The organism is Streptomyces sp. DSM 15324 (genome assembly GCF_001514285.1).
Classification (GTDB): domain Bacteria; phylum Actinomycetota; class Actinomycetes; order Streptomycetales; family Streptomycetaceae; genus Streptomyces.
In genome coordinates, this window is the sequence record NZ_KQ949024.1 from 272489 (window position 1) to 292868 (window position 20380).

A 20380-nucleotide genomic window follows, 5' to 3' on the forward strand; every position below is an offset into this window, starting at 1 on the left:
ACCGGGCCCGACCGGACCACGGACGAAAGGACAGCGACGCATGATCCACGGCACCGCCGGCGGCGCCCCCCGCCCGCACCCTCACCCGCGCCCGGGCCCCGACGGGGACCCGGGCTCTCGTACGACGGTCCCGGCGACGCCCACCGCCGGCGCCGCCGCGCTGCACCTGGTGCGCACCACCCTCGCCCACAGCCGGGCCGCGGCGCTCCGGCTGGCCTGGTGGACGCTGGTCTCGGCGACGCCCGCCCTCGTCTCCGGCAAGGCGCTCGCCCTCGCCGTCGACGAGGGCTTCCTCGCCCACCGCCCCCGCACGGCGGCCCTGGGCCTGGCGGTGTTCGCCCTGTGCACGGTGGGCGGGGCCTGGGCGAGCCGGCAGACCTACCCCTGGCTGGCCGAGATCGTCGAGCCGCTGCGGGACCGGCTGCTCGGCGAGGTCGTCACCGGCACGCTGCGCCGCGCGGTGGGGCGCGGCGCCCGGCGGGACGGCGCCGACGCCGTCGCGGTGGCGCAGCTGACCCGGCAGGTGGAGGCGGTCCGTGACGCGCTCGCCGGACAGCTCATGCTGGTCTGGCAGTTCGTGCTGACGGTCGGGGCCGTGGTGGTGGGCACCGCCTTCATCGCCCCGGCCGCCGTACCGCTCGTGGCCGTGCCGCTGGTGCTGGCGCTGGGCGTGTTCGCCGTCCTGGCCCCGGCGACCGTCCGGCGCCAGCACGCGGCGTTCCAGTCCGAGGAGGCGCTCGCACGGGAGACCGTCGCCACGGTCGGGGCGCTGCGCGACATCGTCGCGACCGGCACCCACGACCGGGCGGAGCAGGAGGTGCTGGACGCGGTGCGGGCCCAGTTGCGCGCCTCCCGGAAGCTCGCGACCGTGGCGGCGGTGCGCCGGGTGATCGTGGCGCTGGGGGCGCACAGCCCGCTGCTGCTGGTGGTGCTCGCCGCGCCGGGCCTGGTGGAGCGCGGTACGACCCCGGGCGATGTGGTGGGCGTGCTCAGCTATGTCCTGTCCACGCTCGAACCCGCCGTCCGGCTGCTGGTGCAGGGCGTCGGCGCCTCCTGGCTGCGGCTGTCGGTGGCGGCGGAGCGGCTCGCGGGGGCGGCGCGCCATCCCGCACCCCCCGAGGACCCCGACCCCGCGCTGCGGCCCGCCGACGGATCGGTCGTGCTGTCGGACGTCACCTTCGCCTACGGCCCGGACGCCGATCCGGTGGTCGACGGCCTCGACCTGTCCCTCGCGCACGGCGACCACCTGGCCGTGGTCGGGCCCTCCGGCGTGGGGAAGTCCACCACGGCCGACCTCCTCACCGGGATCCTCCCGCCCGACCGGGGGCGGGTCGTCCTCGGGGGCGTGCCGCTCGACCGGGTCGCCCGGGCCGACCTGAGCAGGGCCCGGGCGCTGCTCCCGCAGAACCCCTATGTCTTCGCGGGGACGTTGCGCGAGAACCTCTGCCAACTGGCCCCCGGCGCCCCGGAGGAGGCCGTCGCCCGCACCGTGGAGGAACTCGGCCTGGACCGGGTCGTGCGGCGGCTGGGCGGGCTCGACGGCCGGCTGGACCCGGCCGGGCTGTCCTCGGGCGAGCGGCAGCTCGTCGCGCTGGCGCGGGTCCATCTCTCGCCCGCCGCGCTGGTGGTGCTCGACGAGGCGACACGGCACCTGGACGCCGGGGCGGAGCGGCGGGTGGAGGAGGCGTTCCGGCGGCGGCCCGGCACGGTCGTCACCCTCGCGCACCGGCTGGCCCTCGCCCGCCGCGCGGACAAGGTGCTCCTGCTGGACGGGCGGCGGGCCTGGGTCGGCACGCATGACGCGCTGCTGGCCCAAGTCCCTTTCTACGCCGATCTGGTGGGCATCTGGAACACCGGTACGGCCGGACCCGGCGACGACGGGCCCGGCACGGGCGGGAACCGGCTCAGCAGCCCGGACGCAGCATCAGATCGCTCATCGTCGCGTCCTTCGGCAGACCGAGCGCCGTGACGACGGCGGCGGCCACGGACGCCGGGCGCATATGGGCCTGCGGTTGGTAGGGCAGTCCGAACTGCTGGTGCAGCCGGACCTGCATCGGGGTGTCGGTCTCGCCCGGGTAGACGGTGGTGACCCGGACGCCGTGCTCGTGCTCCTCCGCTCTCAGGGTCTCGGCCAGCGCCTTCAGGCCGAACTTGGACGCCGCGTAGGCGCCGAGGCGCGGGGGCGCGTGCACGCCCGCTCCCGAGTTCATGAAGACGACCTGCCCGCGGGCCGCCCGCAGCGCGGGCAGCAGCAGCCGGGTGAGCTCCGCCGGAGCGACGAGGTTGACGGCGAGCGTGCGCTCCCAGACCTCCGCGCCGACCTCACCGACCCGCCCCGACTCGGCCACACCGGCCACGTGCAGCAGCCCGTCCAGCCGGGGCGGCAGCTCTTGCTTCTCCAGCCGGGTGGGCAGCGCACCCGGCTCGGCCAGGTCCGCCACCACGGTCCGGCTGCGGGGAAACCGCGCCCGCAGCGTCCCGGCCCTCGTCTCGTCCCGGGCCAGCAGCCACAACTCGTGGCCGCGCTCGGCGACATGGGCGGCCAGGGCCGCTCCGATGCCGGAACCGGCACCTGTGATCAGAAACACTCCCATAACCTGATACTTACCCAATATGGCGTTCTTTTCCCCTACGGGGAGGGCGAGTTCGGGCAGAGCGGGGGCACGGTGCGGGCGGACATGCCTCGCCCCGCGGCCGTGGTGCGTGGGGGGCCGCGGGGCGAAGGGGGACGGGATCAGCGTCGGGTCGGGACCCGGCTGCCCGGCTGCTCGGCTGCTCGGCTGTTCCTCGCGCCGTTCCTCGGGCCGGTCCGTGGGGGGACTCGGCAGTCGTGGTCGATCAGGTCGAGCGTGGCGGGTGATGCGTGGGGGGAATCCCTTGGCTTCATGATGACGCGCGTAGACGCTGACATGTCAATGACAACGCTGCGGAATCTCCCGTCCCGTCCCATGAGTTTTCCGCGAATTAACGGCCGCCGCCGTGCGCGGAGCCGTCCCGGGGCGGGGCGCGGCGTCCGCACTCGGCTCGCGTGCGTCCCGCGCTCAGCCCGCGTTCGTCGAGAAGAGCCCGCCCGTCGGACCCTGCTTGTCGCCGCCCTGGGCCTTCTTCAGGGCGTTGGCGAGGCTCTCGATGGTGAGGGACTGCAGGATGACGCGGCCGTTGCCCTCCAGGGTGGCCAGGGAGAGGCCCTCGCCGCCGAAGACCGCGTTCATGAGGCCCTGGCGGTTGAGGCCGCCGACGCGCTGGACGCCGTACTGGATTCCCTCCTCGAAGGCGACCACACAGCCGGTGTCGACCTCGATGCGGCCGCCGAAATCGGCCGGGTTCAGGTCGATGAAGTTGCCCGCGCCGGCGATGATCACCGTGCCGTGTCCGGTGAACTTCTCCAGGACGAAGCCCTCGCCGCCCTTCGTGCCGGTGCGGCCGCCCTGGAAGGCGATGCCGAACTCGACGGTGGACTCCGCGGCGACGAAGGCGTCCTTCTCGGCGAACCACGCGCGCGTGCCGTTCAGCTCCAGGGCGCGCATCTCGCCCGGGAGGACGCCCGCGAAACCGACCGTGCCCTCGCCGCCCTGGGCGGTGAAGTACTGGAACGCCAGGGACTCCCCCGCGAGGGCGCGCTGGCCGACCTGCATGGCGGTGCCCATGGCCTGGCGGAGCATGCCGCCCATGCCGCCGCCGCTGCCGCCGTTCTGCGGCGGCGCGCCGCTCCCGGAGGGGCCGCCCAGGCGGGTCTCCATGGTCACGTTCGTGGTCTTGAACAGGAACTTTCCGGCTTCGCAGTAGACGGTCTGGCCGGGAGCGAGGTTGACGACCGCCATCTGCATGGCGTTGCCGACGATGTCTTGCTGAAGGGTCACGGAGAGAGAACGTGGGAGGCGGAGGGAAGAGTTCCGCTCCGCAGGTACGAGGTGAGGTCGGCGCGGCGTCCGGGCGGTCGCGGCTGCGCGGGACGTCAGCCGTTCAGTTCGCGGTGGCGGGCCTCCAGGCGGCTGGCGCCCTTCTGCGTGAGGGTGCCGTGGAGGCGGAGGCGGGAGATGCCCCCGTCGGGGTAGATGTCCACGCGCGCGTGGGTGGCGACGGTGGGGGCGGGGAGGGGGAAGCGGTGGTTCGTGTCGGGCTGGAGTCGGGTGCGGGGGAGGATCTCGGTCCAGTCGCCGTCGTCGCCGTCGGCACCGTCGCGCACGGAGACCGACGCCCAGCCGGCGCTGTTGCCCTTCAGATACGCCGTGTCGATCTCCACGGCGCGGATCACGGACTGGGCGACCAGCCGGTAGCGGATCCAGTCGTTGCCCTGGTCGCGCCGTCGGCGGGTCTCCCAGCCGTCGTCCATCTGGCGGGAGCGGCCGGGGCGGATGGTGTTCGAGGGGGGTGAGTAGAAGCGGTTCGAGGCGTCCTCGGCCCGGCCGCCGTTCTCCAGGGCGACGACGTCGAAGGTGCCGAGCAGCGCGAGCCACGCGGGGTCCGGGACGACCTCGCCGTACACCCGCAGGCGCGCGATGCCGCCGTCGGGGTGCTGGTTGACGCGCAGGTGGGTGAAGCGCTGTTCGACGGAGACGGCGAAGCCGTTCGCCGCGTGGCCGCCGACGGGGGTGCGCGGGACCAGGGGCGTCCATTTCACGTCGTCGCCGAGGAGGTCCTGCGGGGACGGGGTGCCGGGGAGGGACGTGCCCTCGACGGAGACGGCCTGCGGGTAGTTGCCGCGGAAGTGGGCGGTGTCGACGACGATCCCGCGGATCACCCCGGGCGCGCCGAGGCGGACCAGCGCCCAGTCGTGGTCGTCGGCCGCGGGCCAGGGGTGGGCGGCGGACACCCCGCGCCGGCGCCGGGTCTCCCAGCCGTCCATGATCTTGCCCTTGTGGCCGAAGCGCTCGGGGTCGAACTCGGCGCGGTGGGGCAGCAGCAGGTTCTCGCGCTCCGCGAAGAACTCGTCGTTCGCGGCGACGACGGCGGCGCCGAGCTGCCGGTCGGCGAGGTCGGCGAGGTGGGTGAAGGGGAAGTCGGCGGTGCGGTAGTCCGCGTACGGGTCGCCGCCGCCGTAGGGGTGCGCGTCGCCGGTGAAGGTCGGTATCGCTGCCACGGGGTGTGCCTTTCGGGATCGGCCGGTGCGGATGCGCTCAGGGGGTGCGGGTGAGCAGGGTGCCCTTCGGCGCGGTGAACTCGCCGTCGGCGACGATGCGTTCACCCCGCAGCCAGGTCGAGCGCACGACGCCGTACAGGGTCCGGCCGGCGTACGCGGTGACACGGTTGCGGTGCTGGAGGGCGGCCGGGTCGACGGTGAAGCTCGCGTCGGGGGCGAGGACGGCGAAGTCGGCGTCACGGCCCGCCTCGATGGCCCCCTTGCGGGCGTCCAGGCCGACGAGCCGCGCGGTGTTCGCCGACATCCAGCGGACGACGTCCTCCAGGCCGTGCCCGCGTCGGCGGGCTTCGGTCCAGACCGCCGCGAGGCTGAGCTGGAGGCCGGAGATGCCGCCCCAGGCCGTCGCGAAGTCGCCGGTCTTCAGGTCGGCCGTCGACGGGGAGTGGTCCGTGACCACGCAGTCGACGGTCCCGTCGGCGAGGGCCTGCCAGAGCAGGTCCTGGTTGGCGGCCTCGCGGATGGGCGGGCAGCACTTGAACTCGCTGGCGCCGTCCGGGACCTCCTCGGCGGTGAGGGTGAGGTAGTGGGGGCAGGTCTCGGCCGTGATGCGGACCCCCTCCGCCTTGGCGGCCGCGATCAGCGGCAGCGCGTCGCTGGAGGACAGGTGCAGCACGTGCACACGTGCGTGGAGGCGTTTCGCCCGGTCGATCAGCGCGGCGACGGCGGTGTCCTCGGCGGCGCGGGGGCGGCTGGCCAGGAAGTCGGCGTAGCGCGGGCCGCCCTGCTGCGGGGCGGCGTCGAGGTGGTGCGGGTCCTCGGCGTGGACGATGAGCAGGCCGCCGAAGCCGGCGATCTCGGTCAGGGAGCGGGTCAGTGCGTCCAGGTCCAGGTGGGGGAACTCGTCCACGCCGGACGGGGACAGGAACGCCTTGAAGCCGAAGACACCGGCGTCGTGCAGGGGGCGCAGGTCCTTGACGTTGTCGGGCAGGGCGCCGCCCCAGAAGCCGATGTCGATGTGCGCCTTGTCGGCGGCGACCTCCCGCTTGACGCGCAGGTGGTCGACGGTCGTGGTGGGCGGCAGGGAGTTGAGGGGCATGTCGACGAGGGTGGTGATGCCGCCGGCCGCCGCCGCGCGGGTGGCGGTCCAGAAGCCCTCCCAGTGCGTACGGCCGGGGTCGTTGACGTGCACATGGGTGTCGACCAGGCCGGGCAGCAGGACGTCGTCGCCGAGGTCCTCCAGGCGGGCCCCCGCGGGGAGCGGGGCGTCGTACGGCAGCACGGCCGTGATCGTCCCGCCGGAGACGGCGACCGAGGCGGCGCGCGTCCCTTCGGGGGTGATGACGCGCGTCGAGCGCAGCACCAGTTCAGCGTCGGACACCCGGACCCCTCTCTGCCGCCGTTTACTTCCGCGTAACGGAATTCAACGTTCTGTTGAAGGAGTCTTCCCCGCCGCCTCGCGAGCGTCAAGGGCGCCCCACCTCCAGGGTGCCCCCACCGCCGCCACTCCGGATGTTTCCATGAAGCGGAAAGAGAATTCCAACGATCAGAACGTAGCTATGCACGACCGGGGAGTCAACCGACCGCCGGGTAGGCTTCAGCTCCTCCCGCCAGTGTCGAAAGGACGCGCCGTGCCGACGTCGAGCGCCAGCACCTCCGATTCCGCCCGGTCCGCCGGCGGCGGGGTCCAGTCCCTCGAGCGCGCCTTCGACCTGCTGGAGCGGATGGCGGACGCGGGCGGCGAGGTCGGGCTGAGCGAGCTGTCGGTGAGCAGCGGGCTGCCGCTGCCCACCATCCACCGGCTGATGCGCACGCTCGTCGCCTGCGGGTACGTCCGTCAGCAGCCCAACCGCCGGTACGCGCTCGGCCCGCGGCTGATCCGGCTCGGCGAGTCGGCGTCGCGGCTGCTCGGCACCTGGGCGCGCCCCTATCTGGCCCGTCTGGTCGAGGAGACCGGGGAGACGGCGAACATGGCGCTGCTCGACGGGGACGAGATCGTGTACGTGGCCCAGGTGCCGTCGAAGCACTCGATGCGGATGTTCACCGAGGTGGGGCGGCGGGTGCTGCCGCACTCCACGGGGGTGGGCAAGGCCCTGCTCGCGGGGTTCCCGGACGCCGAGGTGCGCGCGCTGCTCGCCCGGACAGGCATGCCGGCCGCGACCGAGAAGACGATCACCACACCGGAGGCCTTCCTCGCGGCCCTGGCGGACGTGCGCCGGGCGGGCTACGCGGTCGACGACAACGAGCAGGAGATCGGCGTCCGCTGTCTCGCGGTGTCCGTGCCCGACTCCCCCACCGCGGCGGCCGTCTCCATCTCCGGCCCTGCGGGCCGCGTCACGGACGCGGCGACGCAGCACATCGTCCCGGTGCTCCAGCAGGTGGCCGCGGACCTCTCGCACGCCCTGACGAACCCTGGCCCGGCGGTCTAGAACTGCGGCTCCCCGGGTGTCCGTCCCGCCGGGAGACGCTCAGCCGCGCGGCGGCTCGGCGAACAGGTCGACCGCCCTGCGGACCTGGGTGAGGCCCTGGCGGAGGGCGCTGACCGAGCCGATGGCACCGGCGATCAGCAGCAGGGAGCGGCGCAGGCGCGGTATCTCGGGGGTGCCGCCGGCGGCCATGGCGGCCAGGGCGGCGAGCTCCTCCTCCGCGATGTCCCGGTCCCGGAAGTCCGCCGGGTGCGCGGCGAGCTCCCGGCGCAGCCGGGACACGGCGGAGCGCAGCTCCCCCACCCGCGGATCCTTGTCGCTGCCCGTCACAGGCTTCTGCTCCACGCTCCGCAACGCTGTCCTCCCCCTCGCACCCCGTTGTACGTGTGCACGTCCGGCGCCGGGTGCCGATCGGGCCCCGGACGCCGCGGGCGCCCAGTTAACGCCACCTCGGGCCATGGGCGCCAGTCCGCTGCGTCACCGATGTGCTGCGCAGCGTGATCCGCGCGCCCCGGCCGCGTGCGGTATGCAGGAGCCATGACGTACGACGTGGAAGAGGTCGCCGGGCTGGTGCTGGCGGCGGGGGGCGGGCGGCGGCTCGGCGGGCGCCCGAAGGCACTGCTGTCGCACCGGGGACGGCCGCTGGTGGAGCACGCGGCGGAGGTGCTGCGGGCGGCCGGCTGCACGCGGGTGCACGTGGTCCTCGGGGCCGCCGCCGCGGCCGTACGGGAGCGGGCGCGGCTGGCGGGGTGCGTGCTGGTGGAGAACCTGCGGTGGGAGGAGGGCATGGGCACGTCGCTGCGGGCCGGCCTGGACTCGCTCGCGGGGACGGGGGCGCGGGCGGCGCTGGTGTCCCTCGTCGACCAGCCCGGCATCGGGGTGGAGGCGACGGCCCGGGTGCTCGCCGCGTACGAGGGAGAGGGGTCGCTGGCCGCGGCGGCCTACGACGGCGTACGCGGTCATCCCGTGCTGTTCGGGGCGGCGCACTGGGCGGGCGTGACACGGGGCGCGCGGGGCGACCAGGGGGCGCGCGCGTATCTGACCGCGCACGCGGCCGAGGTGGTCCTCGTCGAGTGCGGTGACACAGGACTGCCGTACGACATCGACACCCCCGGGGATCTGGCCCGGCTGGGCCCCGATCCGGAGGCGCCCCGAGATCAACAAACCATTGAACTTCCACGATGAGGAAACTAGTATCCACTTTTACCAGGGCACCCGGTGCCACGCTCGCTGAAGGAAGTGACCTCCATGTCCGCACCAGCGCCGTCCCCGCTGGCCATCGTTGACGCCGAGCCCCTGCCGCGGCAGGAGGAGGTCCTCACCCGGGCCGCCCTCGCCTTCGTGGCCGAGCTGCACCGGCGGTTCACCCCGCGCCGCGACGAACTCCTCGCAAGCCGCGCGGAGCGCCGCGCCGAGATCGCCCGCACCTCCACGCTCGACTTCCTGCCGGAGACCGCAGCGATCCGCGCCGACGACTCCTGGCGCGTGGCGCCCTGCCCGCCGGCCCTGGAGGACCGCCGGGTCGAGATCACCGGCCCCACCGACCGCAAGATGACCGTCAACGCCCTCAACTCGGGGGCGCGGATCTGGCTCGCGGACTTCGAGGACGCCTCCGCGCCCACCTGGGAGAACGTGATCCTGGGCCAGGTCAACATGGCCGACGCCTACACCCGTGCCATCGAGTTCACGGACCCCGCGAGCGGCAAGTCGTACGCCCTGCGGCCGGCCGAGGAGCTGGCGACGGTCGTCATGCGCCCCCGCGGCTGGCACCTCGACGAGCGCCATCTGGTCGACGCGGACGGCACCCCGGTCCCCGGCGCCCTCGTCGACTTCGGGCTGTACTTCTTCCACAACGCGCAGCGGCTGCTCGACCTCGGCAAGGGCCCGTACTTCTACCTCCCGAAGACGGAGTCGCACCTGGAAGCCCGCCTGTGGAACGAGGTGTTCGTCTTCGCGCAGGAGTACGTCGGCATCCCGCAGGGCACCATCCGCGCCACCGTCCTGATCGAGACGATCACCGCCGCCTACGAGATGGAGGAGATCCTCTACGAACTCCGCGACCACGCCTCGGGGTTGAACGCGGGCCGCTGGGACTACCTGTTCTCCATCGTGAAGAACTTCCGGGACGGCGGGCCGAAGTTCGTCCTCCCGGACCGCAACCAGGTCACGATGACCGCCCCGTTCATGCGGGCGTACACCGAACTCCTCGTGCGCACCTGCCACAAGCGCGGCGCGCACGCCATCGGCGGCATGGCGGCCTTCATCCCCTCCCGCCGGGACCCCGAGGTCAACAAGGTGGCCTTCGAGAAGGTCCGCGCCGACAAGGACCGGGAGGCCGGGGACGGCTTCGACGGCTCCTGGGTCGCCCACCCCGACCTGGTGCCGATCGCGATGGAGTCCTTCGACAAGGTCCTCGGCGACCGGCCGAACCAGAAGGACCGCCTCCGTGAGGACGTCCGGGTCGAGGCCGCCGAACTGATCGCGGTCGACTCGCTGGACGCCCGGCCGAGCTACCCGGGTCTGGTCAACGCCGTGCAGGTGGGCATCCGGTACATCGAGGCCTGGCTGCGCGGCCTGGGCGCCGTCGCCATCTTCAACCTCATGGAGGACGCGGCCACGGCCGAGATCTCCCGCTCGCAGGTCTGGCAGTGGATCAACGCGGGCGTGGAGTTCGAGAACGGCGAGAAGGCGACCCCGGAGCTGGCCCGGAAGGTCGCCGCCGAGGAGCTCGCCGGCCTCCGCGCCGAGCTGGGCGAGGAGGCCTTCGCCGCCGGTCACTGGCAGCAGGCGCACGACCTGTTCCTGGAGGTCGCCCTCGACCAGGACTACGTCGACTTCCTCACCCTGCCCGCGTACCGGCAGCTCAGGGGCTGACGCTCACTCCGGCCCGTCCGAGTGGCCCAGGGACCTCCCCGGGGCCACTCGGTCACGGACGAGACGCTTGACCGCCGTCGGCTCCGGGAAGCCCTGCTCACGGCGGTCCCACACGACCTCGTCGTTCACCCGGACCACGAACACCCCGCCCGTGCCGGGCTTCAGTGCCAGCTCGGTGAGCTCGGCCTCGAACGTCGTGAGCAGCTCCTGCGCCAGCCAGGCCGCACGCGGCAGCCAGCGGCACCGGGTGCAGTACTCGATCTCCACGCGGCGGACGTCGCTCATCCCAGGTGCACCGACCAATCCTGTTCCGCCGCCGGCTTGCCGTGCAGGTCGGGGACCCGCTTGAGCCAGCCCGGTCGGCCCTGCTGGGTACGTGCCGCCCTGAGGGCCTCCTCGGCGGCGAGTTCCTCCCGCGAGGGGAAGTCGGTGGGGAGCCAGGCCGCGGAGGCCTCCACGCGCGCGTGGAGGTAGTCCACGTAGGCCGTCCTGATGTCGTCCGGCGTCGCGAAGCCCTCCTCACCGAGCAGCCAGGCGTCCGGGACCTCGGCGACGATCTCCCGCAGCAGCTCCCGGGTCACCCGCGGCGCGAGTTCCGCGTCCGCGGCGCGCACGTCGGGGGCGTAGTGGCCGAGGGCGTGATGGCGGAAGTCGTAGGCCTTGGCGGGGTCGGACGCGTCCCAGCGGTGGTGGAAGACGAGCGCGGCGCCGTGGTCGATCAGCCACAGGCGCGGCGGGACGGTGCCGAGGGTGGGCCAGACCATCAGGTTGGAGCTGTGGACCGTGCGGTCCACGTTGACCGTGAGGGCGTCCAGCCAGACGATCCTCCCGGCCTCCGGCGGATCCACGGGGAAGTCCTTCGCCACCTCGGGGGTGAAGTCCTGCGCGCCCGGCAGGAAGTCCATGCCCAGGTTGAGACCCGCGCTCGCGCCGTGCAGGTCGCGGACCTCCTGGTGGGGCTCGTCGTCGGCGATCGCGGGGTCGAAGTGCACCAGGACCAGCTCGGGGAAGCGCAGCCCCAGCGCCCGGGCCAGCTCGCCCACGATCACCTCGGCGACCAGCGCCTTGCGGCCCTGCGCGGAGCCGGTGAACTTCACGACGTAGGTCCCGAGGTCGTCGGCCTCGACGACTCCGGGCACGGAGCCGCCGGACCGCAGCGGGGTCACGTATCGGACGGCAGTCACTTCGCGCAGCACACGCCCCACCTTAATTCAAGATCATGTACAGGCCAGCGGGTTCGGCAGGGGCAGGTAGCGGGCGTCCGCGCCGTCCGCGCCGGTCCAGCGCAGCAGCAGGTTCGTCTTGCCGGGCAGGGTGGGGGCGGTGAGCAGGGCGCGCGCCTCGGGCAGGGGGTGGCGGGCCAGCTCGCGGCGGACGGCGGGCCAGGGGTCGAGGCCGGGGTGCCGCTCGGCGAGGGCGGCGGCGATCTCGGTGAGGTGGTTGACGAGAAGGCAGTACACCAGACGCTCCCAGCCGGCCGCCCGCTCCACGTCGGTGAGGAGCTTGACCCCCTCGGCGTCCCGGAACAGCGCCTGCACCGGCAGGCCGGCCGCGTCGACGGCGACCAGGGTGTTCTGCAGGTGCGCCTCCAGGACGACGCCGTGCTCGGCGAAGACCGTGAGGGCGGGCGGCACGACGGCCCGCAGATACGCCTCCCACCAGGTGGCCGGGTCCGTCGCGGTGTCGAGCGGGCTGCCCGTGAACCCTTCGGTGAGGCCCGCCGCGAGCAGCGGGGTGGCGCCGGGGAGCACGGGGCCGTCGAGGCCGTCGCGGACCAGGACGGCGAGTTCCTCGAAGGCGAAGGACGCGGTGCGGTAGCCGCGGTCGCTGAGCCAGGCCGCCGGGCCGCCCAGGGCGGCGAAGGCGCGGGTGACGGCCGCGTCGGTGCGGCGCAGCTTCAGCAGGTCGTGCCGCCACAGCCGGCGGACGTCGTTGGTGATGCGCACGTCGAGGCTGAATTTCAGGAACAGGTCGCGTCCGGGCGCGTACACGGTGCGCACGGCGGCCGTCGGCCAGGTCTCGAAGGAGGTCGTGCCGAGCCGCAGCAGGCGGCCGTCGGCGAACGCGGGGGCCAGTTCCCGGCTCGTGAGGTCGAGCTGCCAGGGGTGGGCGGGCAGCAGCCGGTAGCCGGCCGGGGCCTCGCCGAGGGCGTCGAGCGCGCGGGTGTCGCCCTCCTCGACGACCAGGTCCTCGCGGACGGCCAGGAGGACCAGCGGGAAACGGGCGTGGGCCTCCGGGGCGTACGGCAGCCAGCCGGCCACCGGGCCGCCGCCGCGCGCCTTGGGGGCGGGGTGGTGGGGGTGGCCGGTGACGAGGGACTGCTCGGAGAGCAGATAGCGGTCGGCGGGCGGGGTGGCACGCGTGCGTGCGGCGAGCAGCGCGGCGACCGCGTCCCGGCTGTCGATCATCTCGGCGGGCAGTTCGTCGTTGGTGAGGCCGGTGTGGCGGCGCAGCTCCTCGGCGACGAGCTTGACGAGTTCGGTGTGGCCGAGGGGCTGCCAGGTGTCCGCCGCGTGCAGCTCGGGTCCGGCGGGGCGGCGGGTGCCGCGCACCCGCAGCAGCCGGCCGGTGCCGGGCAGCCGGTAGACGCGGCCGCCGTCCGCCCCGGGGGGTTCGGGCAGCGGCTCGGCCACCTCCCGCAGGAGGCAGTTGAGCAGCGGCGCGACCGCGCAGGCGTCGGCCCGGCCCTCCTCCACGGCGGGGTCGGCGGGCCCGGCGGCCTCGGCGGGCGGGGGGATGACGTCCACGCGTGTACTCGTTCCCTACGGTTCTGCTGGGCGGAGACGATCAGTATCGCTGTCGTCGCGGCCCCTCCGTGACTCACGTACCCGCACTCCGAGGAGCCCACCCGTGGACCGACCGCACACCGCCGAGGCCGAGGTGGCCGCCGAACTCACCGCGCTGCGTCCGGACCTCGTCCCCCGGTACGCCGCCGCGCTGCCGGGCGCCCGGGCGGCCGTGCTGACCCGGCTGTGGCGGGCCCTGGCGCACGAGCCGCTGCCGTGGATCACCGGCCGGGAGCCCGGCGGGGACGCGCTCCTGCTGCGGCTGGCGGACGGGCGCCGGCTGCACGGCCCGCGCGCCGACCCGTACGCGACCTCCGGGTATGTGACCGAGGTACGGCTGGGCGCGGAGGCGTACGACGATCCGGCGCGCCTGATGACGGCGCTGGCGGTGCCCCACGGCGGGGTTTTCGCCGCCGAGCTGGGGCACAGCGCGGCCTCGCTCGCGCTGTCGCGGGCCGCGCAGGGGCCCGTGACGTCCTCGTGGCCGGTGCACGACTGGGAGTGGGAGCAGCGGGTGGCCGACGGGCATCCTTACCACCCCAACTGCCGTTCCCGGCCGGGCTTTTCGGTCGCCGAGCAGCTGGCGTACGGTCCGGAGCACCGGCCGGTGGTGCGGCTCGGGCTGGTGCCGGTGCCGGCCGGGGAGTGCCTCGTGTCGGGTGGGTGGCCCGAGGAGCTGCGGGACGGGGAGCGGCTGCTGATCCCGGTGCATCCGTGGCAGGCGGCGCATGTCCTGAAGCGGTCCGGGTCCGCGGGGCCGGAGTTGCCGGCGCATCCGCTGATGTCGCTGCGGACGCTGGCGCTGCCGGGTGGGCCGCAGCGGAAGGCGCCGCATGTGAAGACCTCGCTGAGCGCCCGGCTGACGTCCTCGGTGCGGGACATCTCCGTGGGGTCGGTGGCCGCCTCGGCGGCCCTGTCGGCGTTCGGGGAGACGCTCGCCGCGCGCACGGACGGCCTGCTGCACGTCACGCGCACACTCGGCGCGGCCACCCCCGACTCCGCCGAACTCGCCGCCGTGCTGCGGGAGTCGCCGGCGGTGTACGCCGGTCCGGGCGAGCACGTCGTCCCAGTCGCCGCGCTCGCCGGCACGGGGCTGCCCGCGTCGCCGGCCTGGACGGCACGGTTCGCCCGGCTGGCGCTCACCGTGGGGCTGCGGCTGCTGGAGCTGGGGGTGGCACTGGAGGCGCACGGCCAGAATCTGCTGGTCGTGGTGTCGGCGTCGGGGGCCCCGCTGCGGCTGGTCTACCGCGATCTCGCCGACATCCGCGTCGGCCCGGCCCGGCTGGCCCGGCACGGCGTGGCGCTGCCCGACGGGCTGCCCGCGCGGATCCTCACCGACGACGAGTCGGCGCTGCGGCGCAAGCTGTTCGGCTCGCTGGTGGCGGGGTCGCTGGCGCAGACGGCGGGCAGCGGCACGGCCCTGGGGGCGGCGCTCGGCGCGGCCGTACGGGATCTGCCGCGCACCCCCGATCTGGTGGCGCTGTGCGAGCGGCCGCTGCCGGCGAAGGCACTGACGCTGATGCGGCTCTCGCCCGGCACTCCCGGCGACCAGTGGGCCGAGCTGCCCAACCCGCTTGCAGCGATCCATAACTGACGGTATGTCCGGTCGTCGTTCGGACGCCGGCACCGGCTCCGTTTTGTGGCGGGACACCCCTGATCAATAAGATCCGCCGATGATCAGAACACAACGGCTGGCGGCGGGCGTGTGCGCCCTGCTCGCCGCGCTCTCGGCCGGGCTCGCGTTCCCGGCCGGGGCGGCCGCCGACGAGACCACCGCCCTCGCGCCCAAGGTCGACCTGGTCCTCGACGTCAGCGGCTCGATGCGGACGAAGGACATCGACGGCGGGACGCGCATGGCCGCGGCCAAGCAGGCGTTCAACGAGGTGCTGGACGCGACCCCGGAGACTGTCCTCCTCGGCATCCGCACCCTCGGTGCCAACTACCCGGGCGACGACCAGAAGACGGGCTGCAAGGACACCGCGCAGCTCTACCCGGTCGGCCAGGTGGACCGCACCGAGGCCAAGGCGGCGGTGGCGACCCTGTCCCCCACCGGCTGGACGCCGATCGGCCCCGCACTGCTGAAGGCGGCCGACGACCTCGACGGCGGCACCGGCTCCAAGCGGATCGTGCTGATCAGCGACGGCGAGGACACCTGTGCGCCGCTCGACCCGTGCGAGGTGGCCCGCGAGATCGCGGCCAAGGGCATCGGGCTGACCATCGACACCCTGGGCCTGGTGCCCAACACGAAGATGCGCCAGCAGCTCAGCTGCATCGCCGAGGCCACCGGCGGCACGTACACCTCGGTCGAACACACCGAGGAACTCACCGACAAGGTGAACCAGTTGGTGGACCGGGCGGCCGACCCGGTGGTGACGCCGGTCGCCGTCGAGGGCAAGGACTCCTGCTCGGCCGCGCCCGCCCTGAAGTCGGGTCTGTACACCGACCGCGAGGAGTTCGGCCAGGAGCGCTGGTACCGGGTGGACGTCGAGCCGGGCCAGGAGCTGCGGGCCTCGGTGAGCGTGGCCTCCGACCGGGCGATGAACCCGGACTACGGGGTGCTGCTGCGGGCGGTCACGGTGCACGGCCGGGAGATCGTGCGCGGCGAGGCGGCGGGCAACGGCCGTACCGACGTGGTCTCGACCGGTCTGCGCTACCCGAAGGCGGAGAGCGACGACGAGGACGCCCCGGCCGAGACGGTCTGCCTCCAGGTGACGAACTCCTTCTCGGCGGGCGCCGGGGTGAAGACCACCCCCGGTATGCCGGTGGAGCTGACCGTGGACGTCGTCGACGCGCCGTCGCAGGCGAGCGACGTGGCGTCCTTCGGTCTCGGGCGCGGCTGGTGGCTGCTCGGCCTGCTGGTGCTGACCGGCTTCCTCGCGGGTCTGATCTGGGGCTGGCTGTCGCGCTGGCGTGTCGCGGTCTGGAGGACCAACTGATGCGGATCACACCGATGCGGATGACACGCGTGCTGGGCGGCGCGCTGCTGGCGCTGGGCCTTGCGGCCGGACCGGCCGCCGCCGACTCCTCGCCCTCCGCGAGCCCGTCCGGGGAGAGCGCCGCGCCGACCTCGGCGGGCACCTCCTTCCGTACGGCGGCGGAGGTCGACCAGGGGCAGACGGCCACCGCGAGCGCCTCCACGGGGGACTACCTGTACTGGTCGTTCCCGGCGGACTGGGGCCAGCGGCCCACCGTGAAGGCGACGGTGAAGCTGCCCGAGTCGCACCTCGCGCAGACCTGGCAGATCGATGTGTACGACGGTCTGCGGCGCCGTCAGGCCTGCCAGTACGGCGCCCAGACGCGCACCGCCGCCCAGGACGCGGCGAGCGTGGAACTGGCGTGCGTGCTGCGCACGGTGCGCGCCTGGTCGGAGCCGTGGGCGAACGACCCGCTGCCGGGCACCTACTACGTCCGGCTGACGGCCGTCGGTCTGAAGGCGGCCGACCTGGGCCAGCCGGTGAGCGCCGAACTGCGCGTCGATTCCAAGGACGTCGGCGGCTCGGCGGCCGTGGACGGCTCGCTGGCCAAGCCGCTCGTCCCGGGCATCGCCGTCAAGTCCGCCAAGGAGGAGAAGGATTCGTCGGCGACGGCCGTGCTCTCCAGCATCGAGCCGGACGACGGCTGGGCCTCCGGCTGGTGGTCCGACCGCTGGGTGTGGACGGCGATCGGCGCGATCCTGGCCGCGCTGGCCGGTATCGGCGGCTACACGCTGACGCGCGGCTCGGGGCGGCCGCGGCAGGTAACGCCGCCCCCGGGCGCCTGACCTCGTCCCGACGCCCGACCCAGAAGGCCCATCACCGTGCGGTGGTGGGCCTTTCGGCACGCCCGGCTGCGCACCGGGCCCGCGGCGCCGACTCCCGGGTCACGCCTCGCGCAACGCCTTGGCGAGGGTCCCCTCCCCGCTGACGGCGATCCGTCCGGCGCGCACCGCCTCCAGCACCCCCGACTGCCCCCGGGCCACGGCCGCGCAGGTGGCGGCGTCCAGTGCCAGGCGGGCGTCGGGCTCCCGGGGGGCGGGCCCCTCGCCGTGGACCGGGCCGTCCTGGGCGCCGACGTGGAGGTGGAAGTCCCCTTCCTCCAGGTGGACTTCGACGAGCTGGACGTCCCGGAACCCCTCATCGTCCAGCGCCCGCAGCAAGGGCAGGGCGAACCAGTGGGCGCGGACCGCGTCGGTGGGGCGGCGCTCACCGAGGTCACCCTCGCCCCAGCGGCCCAGCGCCTGAAGAACGGGCAACAACTCCCGTCCGCGTGGGGTGAGTTCGTAGACGTAGGCAGCGCCCGGCGGGGGCAGCCGGCGGCGGGTGGCCAGGCCGTCGCGTTCCATGTCCCTCAGCCGGCCGGCGAGCACGTCCGTGCTGACGCCCGGCAGGTCGGCGTGCAGGTCCGTGTACCGGCGCGGGCCCGCGAGCAGCTCCCGGACGATCAGCAGGGTCCAGCGGTCCCCGACGGCGTCGAGCGCGCGGGCGGCGGAACAGTACTGGTCGTAGCTTCGACGAGGTGACATGCGACGCAGTCTAGACATGTCGTTGGACTTTCCAAGCTGGAACTTGGTAAAACCAAGCAACACACGAAACCGGAGGGGCGAGCGCGCATGGAGTTCCGGCAGTCGAACAAGCTCAGCGAGGTCTGCTACGAGATCCGCGGCCCGGTGGTCGAGCACGCCAACGCGCTGGAGGAGGCGGGCCACAGCGTGCTCCGCCTGAACACCGGCAACCCCGCGCTGTTCGGTTTCGAGGCGCCGGAGGAGATCCTCCAGGACATGATCCGGATGCTGCCGAAGGCGCACGGCTACACCGACTCGCGCGGCGTCCTCTCCGCCCGCCGCGCCGTGGCCCAGCGCTACCAGACCCTCGGCCTGGACGTCGGCGTCGACGACGTGTTCCTCGGCAACGGCATCTCCGAGCTGATCGCGATGGCCGTACAGGCGCTGGTCGAGGACGGCGACGAGATCCTCATCCCCGCCCCCGACTTCCCCCTGTGGACGGCGGTGACCACCCTCGCGGGCGGCAAGGCGGTCCACTACCTCTGCGACGAGCAGGCCGAGTGGTACCCCGATCTGGACGACATGGCGTCGAAGATCACGGACCGCACCAAGGCCGTGGTCATCATCAACCCCAACAACCCCACCGGCGCGGTCTACCCGAAGGAGATCGTCGAGGGCATCCTCGACCTCGCCCGCCGGCACGGCCTGATGGTCTTCGCCGACGAGATCTACGACCAGATCCTGTACGACGACGCCGTGCACCACTCGGCCGCGGCGCTCGCCCCGGACCTGGTCGTGCTGACCTTCTGCGGGCTGTCGAAGACGTACCGGGTGGCGGGCTTCCGCTCGGGCTGGCTGGTGGTGACGGGCCCCAGGCAGCACGCGCGCGACTACCTGGAGGGCCTGACCATGCTGGCCTCGATGCGGCTGTGCGCCAACGCGCCCGCCCAGTACGCCATCCAGGCCGCGCTCGGCGGCCGGCAGTCCATCCGCGACCTCACCACGGCGGGCGGCAGGCTGTACGAACAGCGCAACGTGGCCTGGGAGAAGCTCAACGAGATCCCGGGCGTGTCCTGTGTGAAGCCGAAGGGCGCGCTGTACGCGTTCCCGCGCATCGACCCCAAGGTGCACCCGATCCACGACGACGAGAAGTTCGTCCTGGACCTGCTGCTCCAGGAGAAGATCCAGGTCGTCCAGGGCACGGGCTTCAACTGGCCCACGCCCGACCACTTCCGCATCCTCACCCTCCCGCACGCGGAGGACCTGGAGACGGCGATCGGGCGGATCGGACGCTTCCTCAGCGGCTACCGGCAGTAGGGGCGTCCCCTCCCTTCCCGACCGGCGCCGCGGGCAGCACAGGCGGCCCGGACCCCACCGTCGTACGCTGACAGACGTGGCCGATCTCCTCCTCGTCCGGCACGGTGAGACCGAGTGGTCGCGGTCCGGGCGGCACACGGGCTGGACGGACGTTCCGCTGACCGAGCACGGGCGGGACGAGGCACGGCGGCTGACGGCGCTCATCGGGTCGCTGCGGATCGGCGCCGCGTACGTCAGCCCGCTGGGGCGGGCCCGTGAGACGGCGGAACTGGCCGGACTGTACGGCGCCCACGTCGACCCCGATCTGCGGGAGTGGGACTACGGCGGCTACGAGGGCGTCACGACCGTCGAGATCCAGCGGGGCCGGCCCGGCTGGTTCCTGTTCGACGACGGGGTGGCACCCGGCCCGCCCGAGCATCCCGGGGAGACACCCGAGGAGGTCGGCGAGCGGGCCGACCGCGTGCTCGCACGGGTGCGGGCGGCCGGTGCCGACGGGGATGTGGCGCTGGTGGCGCACGGGCACTTCCTGCGGGTGCTGACCGCCCGCTACCTGGGACTCGCCCCCTCGGCCGGGGCGCTGTTCCGGCTCACCACCGGCACCCTGGGCCGGCTGGGCACCGAGCACGAGCGGCCCGTGATCGCCGCCTGGAATGTCAGACCCGGGCCGTAGCCTTCGAGTGGGCCCGCCGCAGGCCGGGCCCGAAGGGGGGAGCAGAGACCGTGACCCGACCGCCGACCGCCGCGCAACGACGGCTGATCGACACCGCCGAACCGGTCACGGGCCGGCTCAGGGGTACCGAGGCCCAGCTCGCGGCGCTGGTGCGGCGGGGGCTCGCCTTCCGGCATCCGCGCCCGCCGCACGACCACTTCCTGACCCCGGCGGGCCACCGGATACGGGAATCCGGGACGCAGACCGGCACGGCGACCGAGACGGCCGGGGCCGCGCCGCCCCGGCAGGAGACCGGCACCGGGGTGTTCGCCGCGCGGGTCGGCGGCGAGGAGGACACCGGCGCGGACGGCCCGGCCAGGGCGCGCGAGGTGCGCAGCGCCTGGGAGGGCCTGCTGGAGCTGCGCCGGATGACCCACCGGGACGGATCGGTGGACCGCCCCTGCGGCTGGGAGCGCACCCATCTGGTGCAGGCCGCCGCCCTCGCCCTGGAGGCCGGCGGACACCGCCCCGCGGGGCCGGACACCGACGGCTACCGGGTCAGCGCGACCCCCCAGCCGGAGGCCGTCGCCGTGCGCGGCCCGGACGAGGCGACGCTGAGCGCCTGCGCGGCGACCCTGGAGAAGGCGGGCTGGCAGGTCGGCCGGCACACCGATCCCCGCACCAGGGCGCGCTATCTGCTGGCTTCGCCGCGCCGGGTGTGAGGGAGGCGTGTCCGGGCGATGCGGCAGGAACCGGCCCACCGTGAGGTGA

19 protein-coding genes are annotated in these 20380 nt (G+C 73.9%); 10 read left to right on the top strand and 9 right to left on the bottom strand.

The genetic code is table 11. The features are described 5' to 3' along the window. Window positions 1-40: 40 nt before the first annotated feature. On the top strand, window positions 41-1969 hold the full coding sequence (locus AQJ58_RS07450; RefSeq protein WP_067246340.1) for an ATP-binding cassette domain-containing protein: 1929 nt from the start codon (window positions 41-43) through the stop codon (window positions 1967-1969). Here AQJ58_RS07450 and AQJ58_RS07455 read toward each other — a convergent pair. The 4 genes from AQJ58_RS07455 to allB all read right to left on the bottom strand — a co-directional run bounded on the left by AQJ58_RS07455 (window position 1905) and on the right by allB (window position 6458). Beyond that, window positions 1905-2594 (bottom strand): SDR family oxidoreductase, encoded by a 690-nt coding sequence (locus AQJ58_RS07455; protein WP_067246343.1) that lies wholly within the window; start codon window positions 2592-2594, stop codon window positions 1905-1907. The genes AQJ58_RS07450 and AQJ58_RS07455 overlap by 65 nt on opposite strands. Window positions 2595-3041: 447 nt before the next feature. Next, on the bottom strand, window positions 3042-3860 hold the full coding sequence (locus tag AQJ58_RS07460; RefSeq protein WP_199844543.1) for an AIM24 family protein: 819 nt from the start codon (window positions 3858-3860) through the stop codon (window positions 3042-3044). A 95-nt stretch (window positions 3861-3955) separates the two neighbouring features. Beyond that, the gene (gene alc, locus AQJ58_RS07465; RefSeq protein ID WP_067246347.1) at window positions 3956-5080 is read right to left on the bottom strand and encodes an allantoicase; all 1125 of its coding nucleotides are present in this window, start codon (window positions 5078-5080) and stop codon (window positions 3956-3958) included. A gap of 37 nt (window positions 5081-5117) precedes the next feature. Next, entirely contained in the window at window positions 5118-6458 is a 1341-nt protein-coding gene (gene allB, locus AQJ58_RS07470; protein WP_067246350.1) for an allantoinase AllB, read from the bottom strand. Between the two features lie 250 nt (window positions 6459-6708). Here allB and AQJ58_RS07475 point away from each other — a divergent pair, with 250 nt between their 5' ends. Next, the gene (locus AQJ58_RS07475; protein ID WP_067246353.1) at window positions 6709-7506 is read left to right on the top strand and encodes an IclR family transcriptional regulator; all 798 of its coding nucleotides are present in this window, start codon (window positions 6709-6711) and stop codon (window positions 7504-7506) included. Window positions 7507-7545: 39 nt separating this feature from the next. Here AQJ58_RS07475 and AQJ58_RS07480 read toward each other — a convergent pair whose 3' ends face one another. Next, window positions 7546-7833, bottom strand: a complete 288-nt coding sequence (locus tag AQJ58_RS07480) for a DUF5955 family protein (RefSeq protein ID WP_067247688.1) — start codon at window positions 7831-7833, stop codon at window positions 7546-7548. Window positions 7834-8040: 207 nt separating this feature from the next. On the opposite strand from AQJ58_RS07480, the gene AQJ58_RS07485 reads away from it, so the two are divergent. Then, window positions 8041-8688, top strand: a complete 648-nt coding sequence (locus tag AQJ58_RS07485; protein ID WP_067246356.1) for a nucleotidyltransferase family protein — start codon at window positions 8041-8043, stop codon at window positions 8686-8688. A gap of 63 nt (window positions 8689-8751) precedes the next feature. Continuing rightward, a complete protein-coding gene (gene aceB, locus AQJ58_RS07490; RefSeq protein WP_067246359.1) occupies window positions 8752-10377 on the top strand; it encodes a malate synthase A in 1626 nt (541 codons plus the stop codon). Window positions 10378-10380: 3 nt separating this feature from the next. Here the strand turns inward: aceB and AQJ58_RS07495 are convergent, their stop codons facing one another. From AQJ58_RS07495 to AQJ58_RS07505, 3 genes are read right to left on the bottom strand one after another with little or no spacing between them, the layout of a single operon-like run. Next, window positions 10381-10662: an Rdx family protein gene (locus tag AQJ58_RS07495; RefSeq protein ID WP_067246362.1), complete on the bottom strand. Its 282-nt coding sequence runs from the start codon at window positions 10660-10662 to the stop codon at window positions 10381-10383. Then, window positions 10659-11573: a HipA family kinase gene (locus AQJ58_RS07500; protein ID WP_067246365.1), complete on the bottom strand. Its 915-nt coding sequence runs from the start codon at window positions 11571-11573 to the stop codon at window positions 10659-10661. Before AQJ58_RS07500 ends, AQJ58_RS07495 begins: the two co-directional genes overlap by 4 nt. Before the next feature lie 21 nt (window positions 11574-11594). Continuing rightward, on the bottom strand, window positions 11595-13124 hold the full coding sequence (locus AQJ58_RS07505; RefSeq protein WP_079078754.1) for an IucA/IucC family protein: 1530 nt from the start codon (window positions 13122-13124) through the stop codon (window positions 11595-11597). A 103-nt stretch (window positions 13125-13227) separates the two neighbouring features. Here AQJ58_RS07505 and AQJ58_RS07510 point away from each other — a divergent pair, with 103 nt between their 5' ends. From AQJ58_RS07510 to AQJ58_RS07520, 3 genes are all read left to right on the top strand, one after another. Further along, on the top strand, window positions 13228-14757 hold the full coding sequence (locus tag AQJ58_RS07510) for an IucA/IucC family protein (protein WP_067246368.1): 1530 nt from the start codon (window positions 13228-13230) through the stop codon (window positions 14755-14757). A gap of 79 nt (window positions 14758-14836) precedes the next feature. Further along, a complete protein-coding gene (locus AQJ58_RS07515; protein ID WP_067246370.1) occupies window positions 14837-16099 on the top strand; it encodes a VWA domain-containing protein in 1263 nt (420 codons plus the stop codon). A 14-nt stretch (window positions 16100-16113) separates the two neighbouring features. Beyond that, complete coding sequence (locus AQJ58_RS07520) at window positions 16114-16923, top strand: hypothetical protein (RefSeq protein WP_067247694.1); 810 nt, start codon at window positions 16114-16116, stop codon at window positions 16921-16923. A 99-nt stretch (window positions 16924-17022) separates the two neighbouring features. Here the strand turns inward: AQJ58_RS07520 and AQJ58_RS07525 are convergent, their stop codons facing one another. Beyond that, the gene (locus AQJ58_RS07525; RefSeq protein ID WP_067246373.1) at window positions 17023-17664 is read right to left on the bottom strand and encodes a winged helix-turn-helix transcriptional regulator; all 642 of its coding nucleotides are present in this window, start codon (window positions 17662-17664) and stop codon (window positions 17023-17025) included. 87 nt (window positions 17665-17751) lie between these two features. Here AQJ58_RS07525 and AQJ58_RS07530 point away from each other — a divergent pair, with 87 nt between their 5' ends. The 3 genes from AQJ58_RS07530 to AQJ58_RS07540 all read left to right on the top strand — a co-directional run bounded on the left by AQJ58_RS07530 (window position 17752) and on the right by AQJ58_RS07540 (window position 20331). Then, on the top strand, window positions 17752-18960 hold the full coding sequence (locus tag AQJ58_RS07530) for a pyridoxal phosphate-dependent aminotransferase (RefSeq protein ID WP_067246376.1): 1209 nt from the start codon (window positions 17752-17754) through the stop codon (window positions 18958-18960). Window positions 18961-19036: 76 nt separating this feature from the next. Beyond that, window positions 19037-19630, top strand: coding sequence for a histidine phosphatase family protein (locus tag AQJ58_RS07535; RefSeq protein ID WP_067246378.1), 594 nt, complete (start codon window positions 19037-19039; stop codon window positions 19628-19630). 50 nt (window positions 19631-19680) lie between these two features. Continuing rightward, the gene (locus AQJ58_RS07540; RefSeq protein WP_067246381.1) at window positions 19681-20331 is read left to right on the top strand and encodes a hypothetical protein; all 651 of its coding nucleotides are present in this window, start codon (window positions 19681-19683) and stop codon (window positions 20329-20331) included. The last annotated feature ends 49 nt before the right edge of the window (window positions 20332-20380 follow it).

Bases quoted from the DNA above. Each gene is read 5' to 3' on its own strand.
- AQJ58_RS07450 (WP_067246340.1), top strand. From the start codon at position 41: ATGATCCACGGCACCGCCGGCGGCGCCCCCCGCCCGCACCCTCACCCG.
- AQJ58_RS07455 (WP_067246343.1), bottom strand. From the start codon at position 2,594: ATGGGAGTGTTTCTGATCACAGGTGCCGGTTCCGGCATCGGAGCGGCC.
- AQJ58_RS07485 (WP_067246356.1), top strand. From the start codon at position 8,041: ATGACGTACGACGTGGAAGAGGTCGCCGGGCTGGTGCTGGCGGCGGGG.
- aceB (WP_067246359.1), top strand. From the start codon at position 8,752: ATGTCCGCACCAGCGCCGTCCCCGCTGGCCATCGTTGACGCCGAGCCC.
- AQJ58_RS07495 (WP_067246362.1), bottom strand. From the start codon at position 10,662: ATGAGCGACGTCCGCCGCGTGGAGATCGAGTACTGCACCCGGTGCCGC.
- AQJ58_RS07515 (WP_067246370.1), top strand. From the start codon at position 14,837: ATGATCAGAACACAACGGCTGGCGGCGGGCGTGTGCGCCCTGCTCGCC.
- AQJ58_RS07520 (WP_067247694.1), top strand. From the start codon at position 16,114: ATGCGGATGACACGCGTGCTGGGCGGCGCGCTGCTGGCGCTGGGCCTT.
- AQJ58_RS07525 (WP_067246373.1), bottom strand. From the start codon at position 17,664: ATGTCACCTCGTCGAAGCTACGACCAGTACTGTTCCGCCGCCCGCGCG.
- AQJ58_RS07530 (WP_067246376.1), top strand. From the start codon at position 17,752: ATGGAGTTCCGGCAGTCGAACAAGCTCAGCGAGGTCTGCTACGAGATC.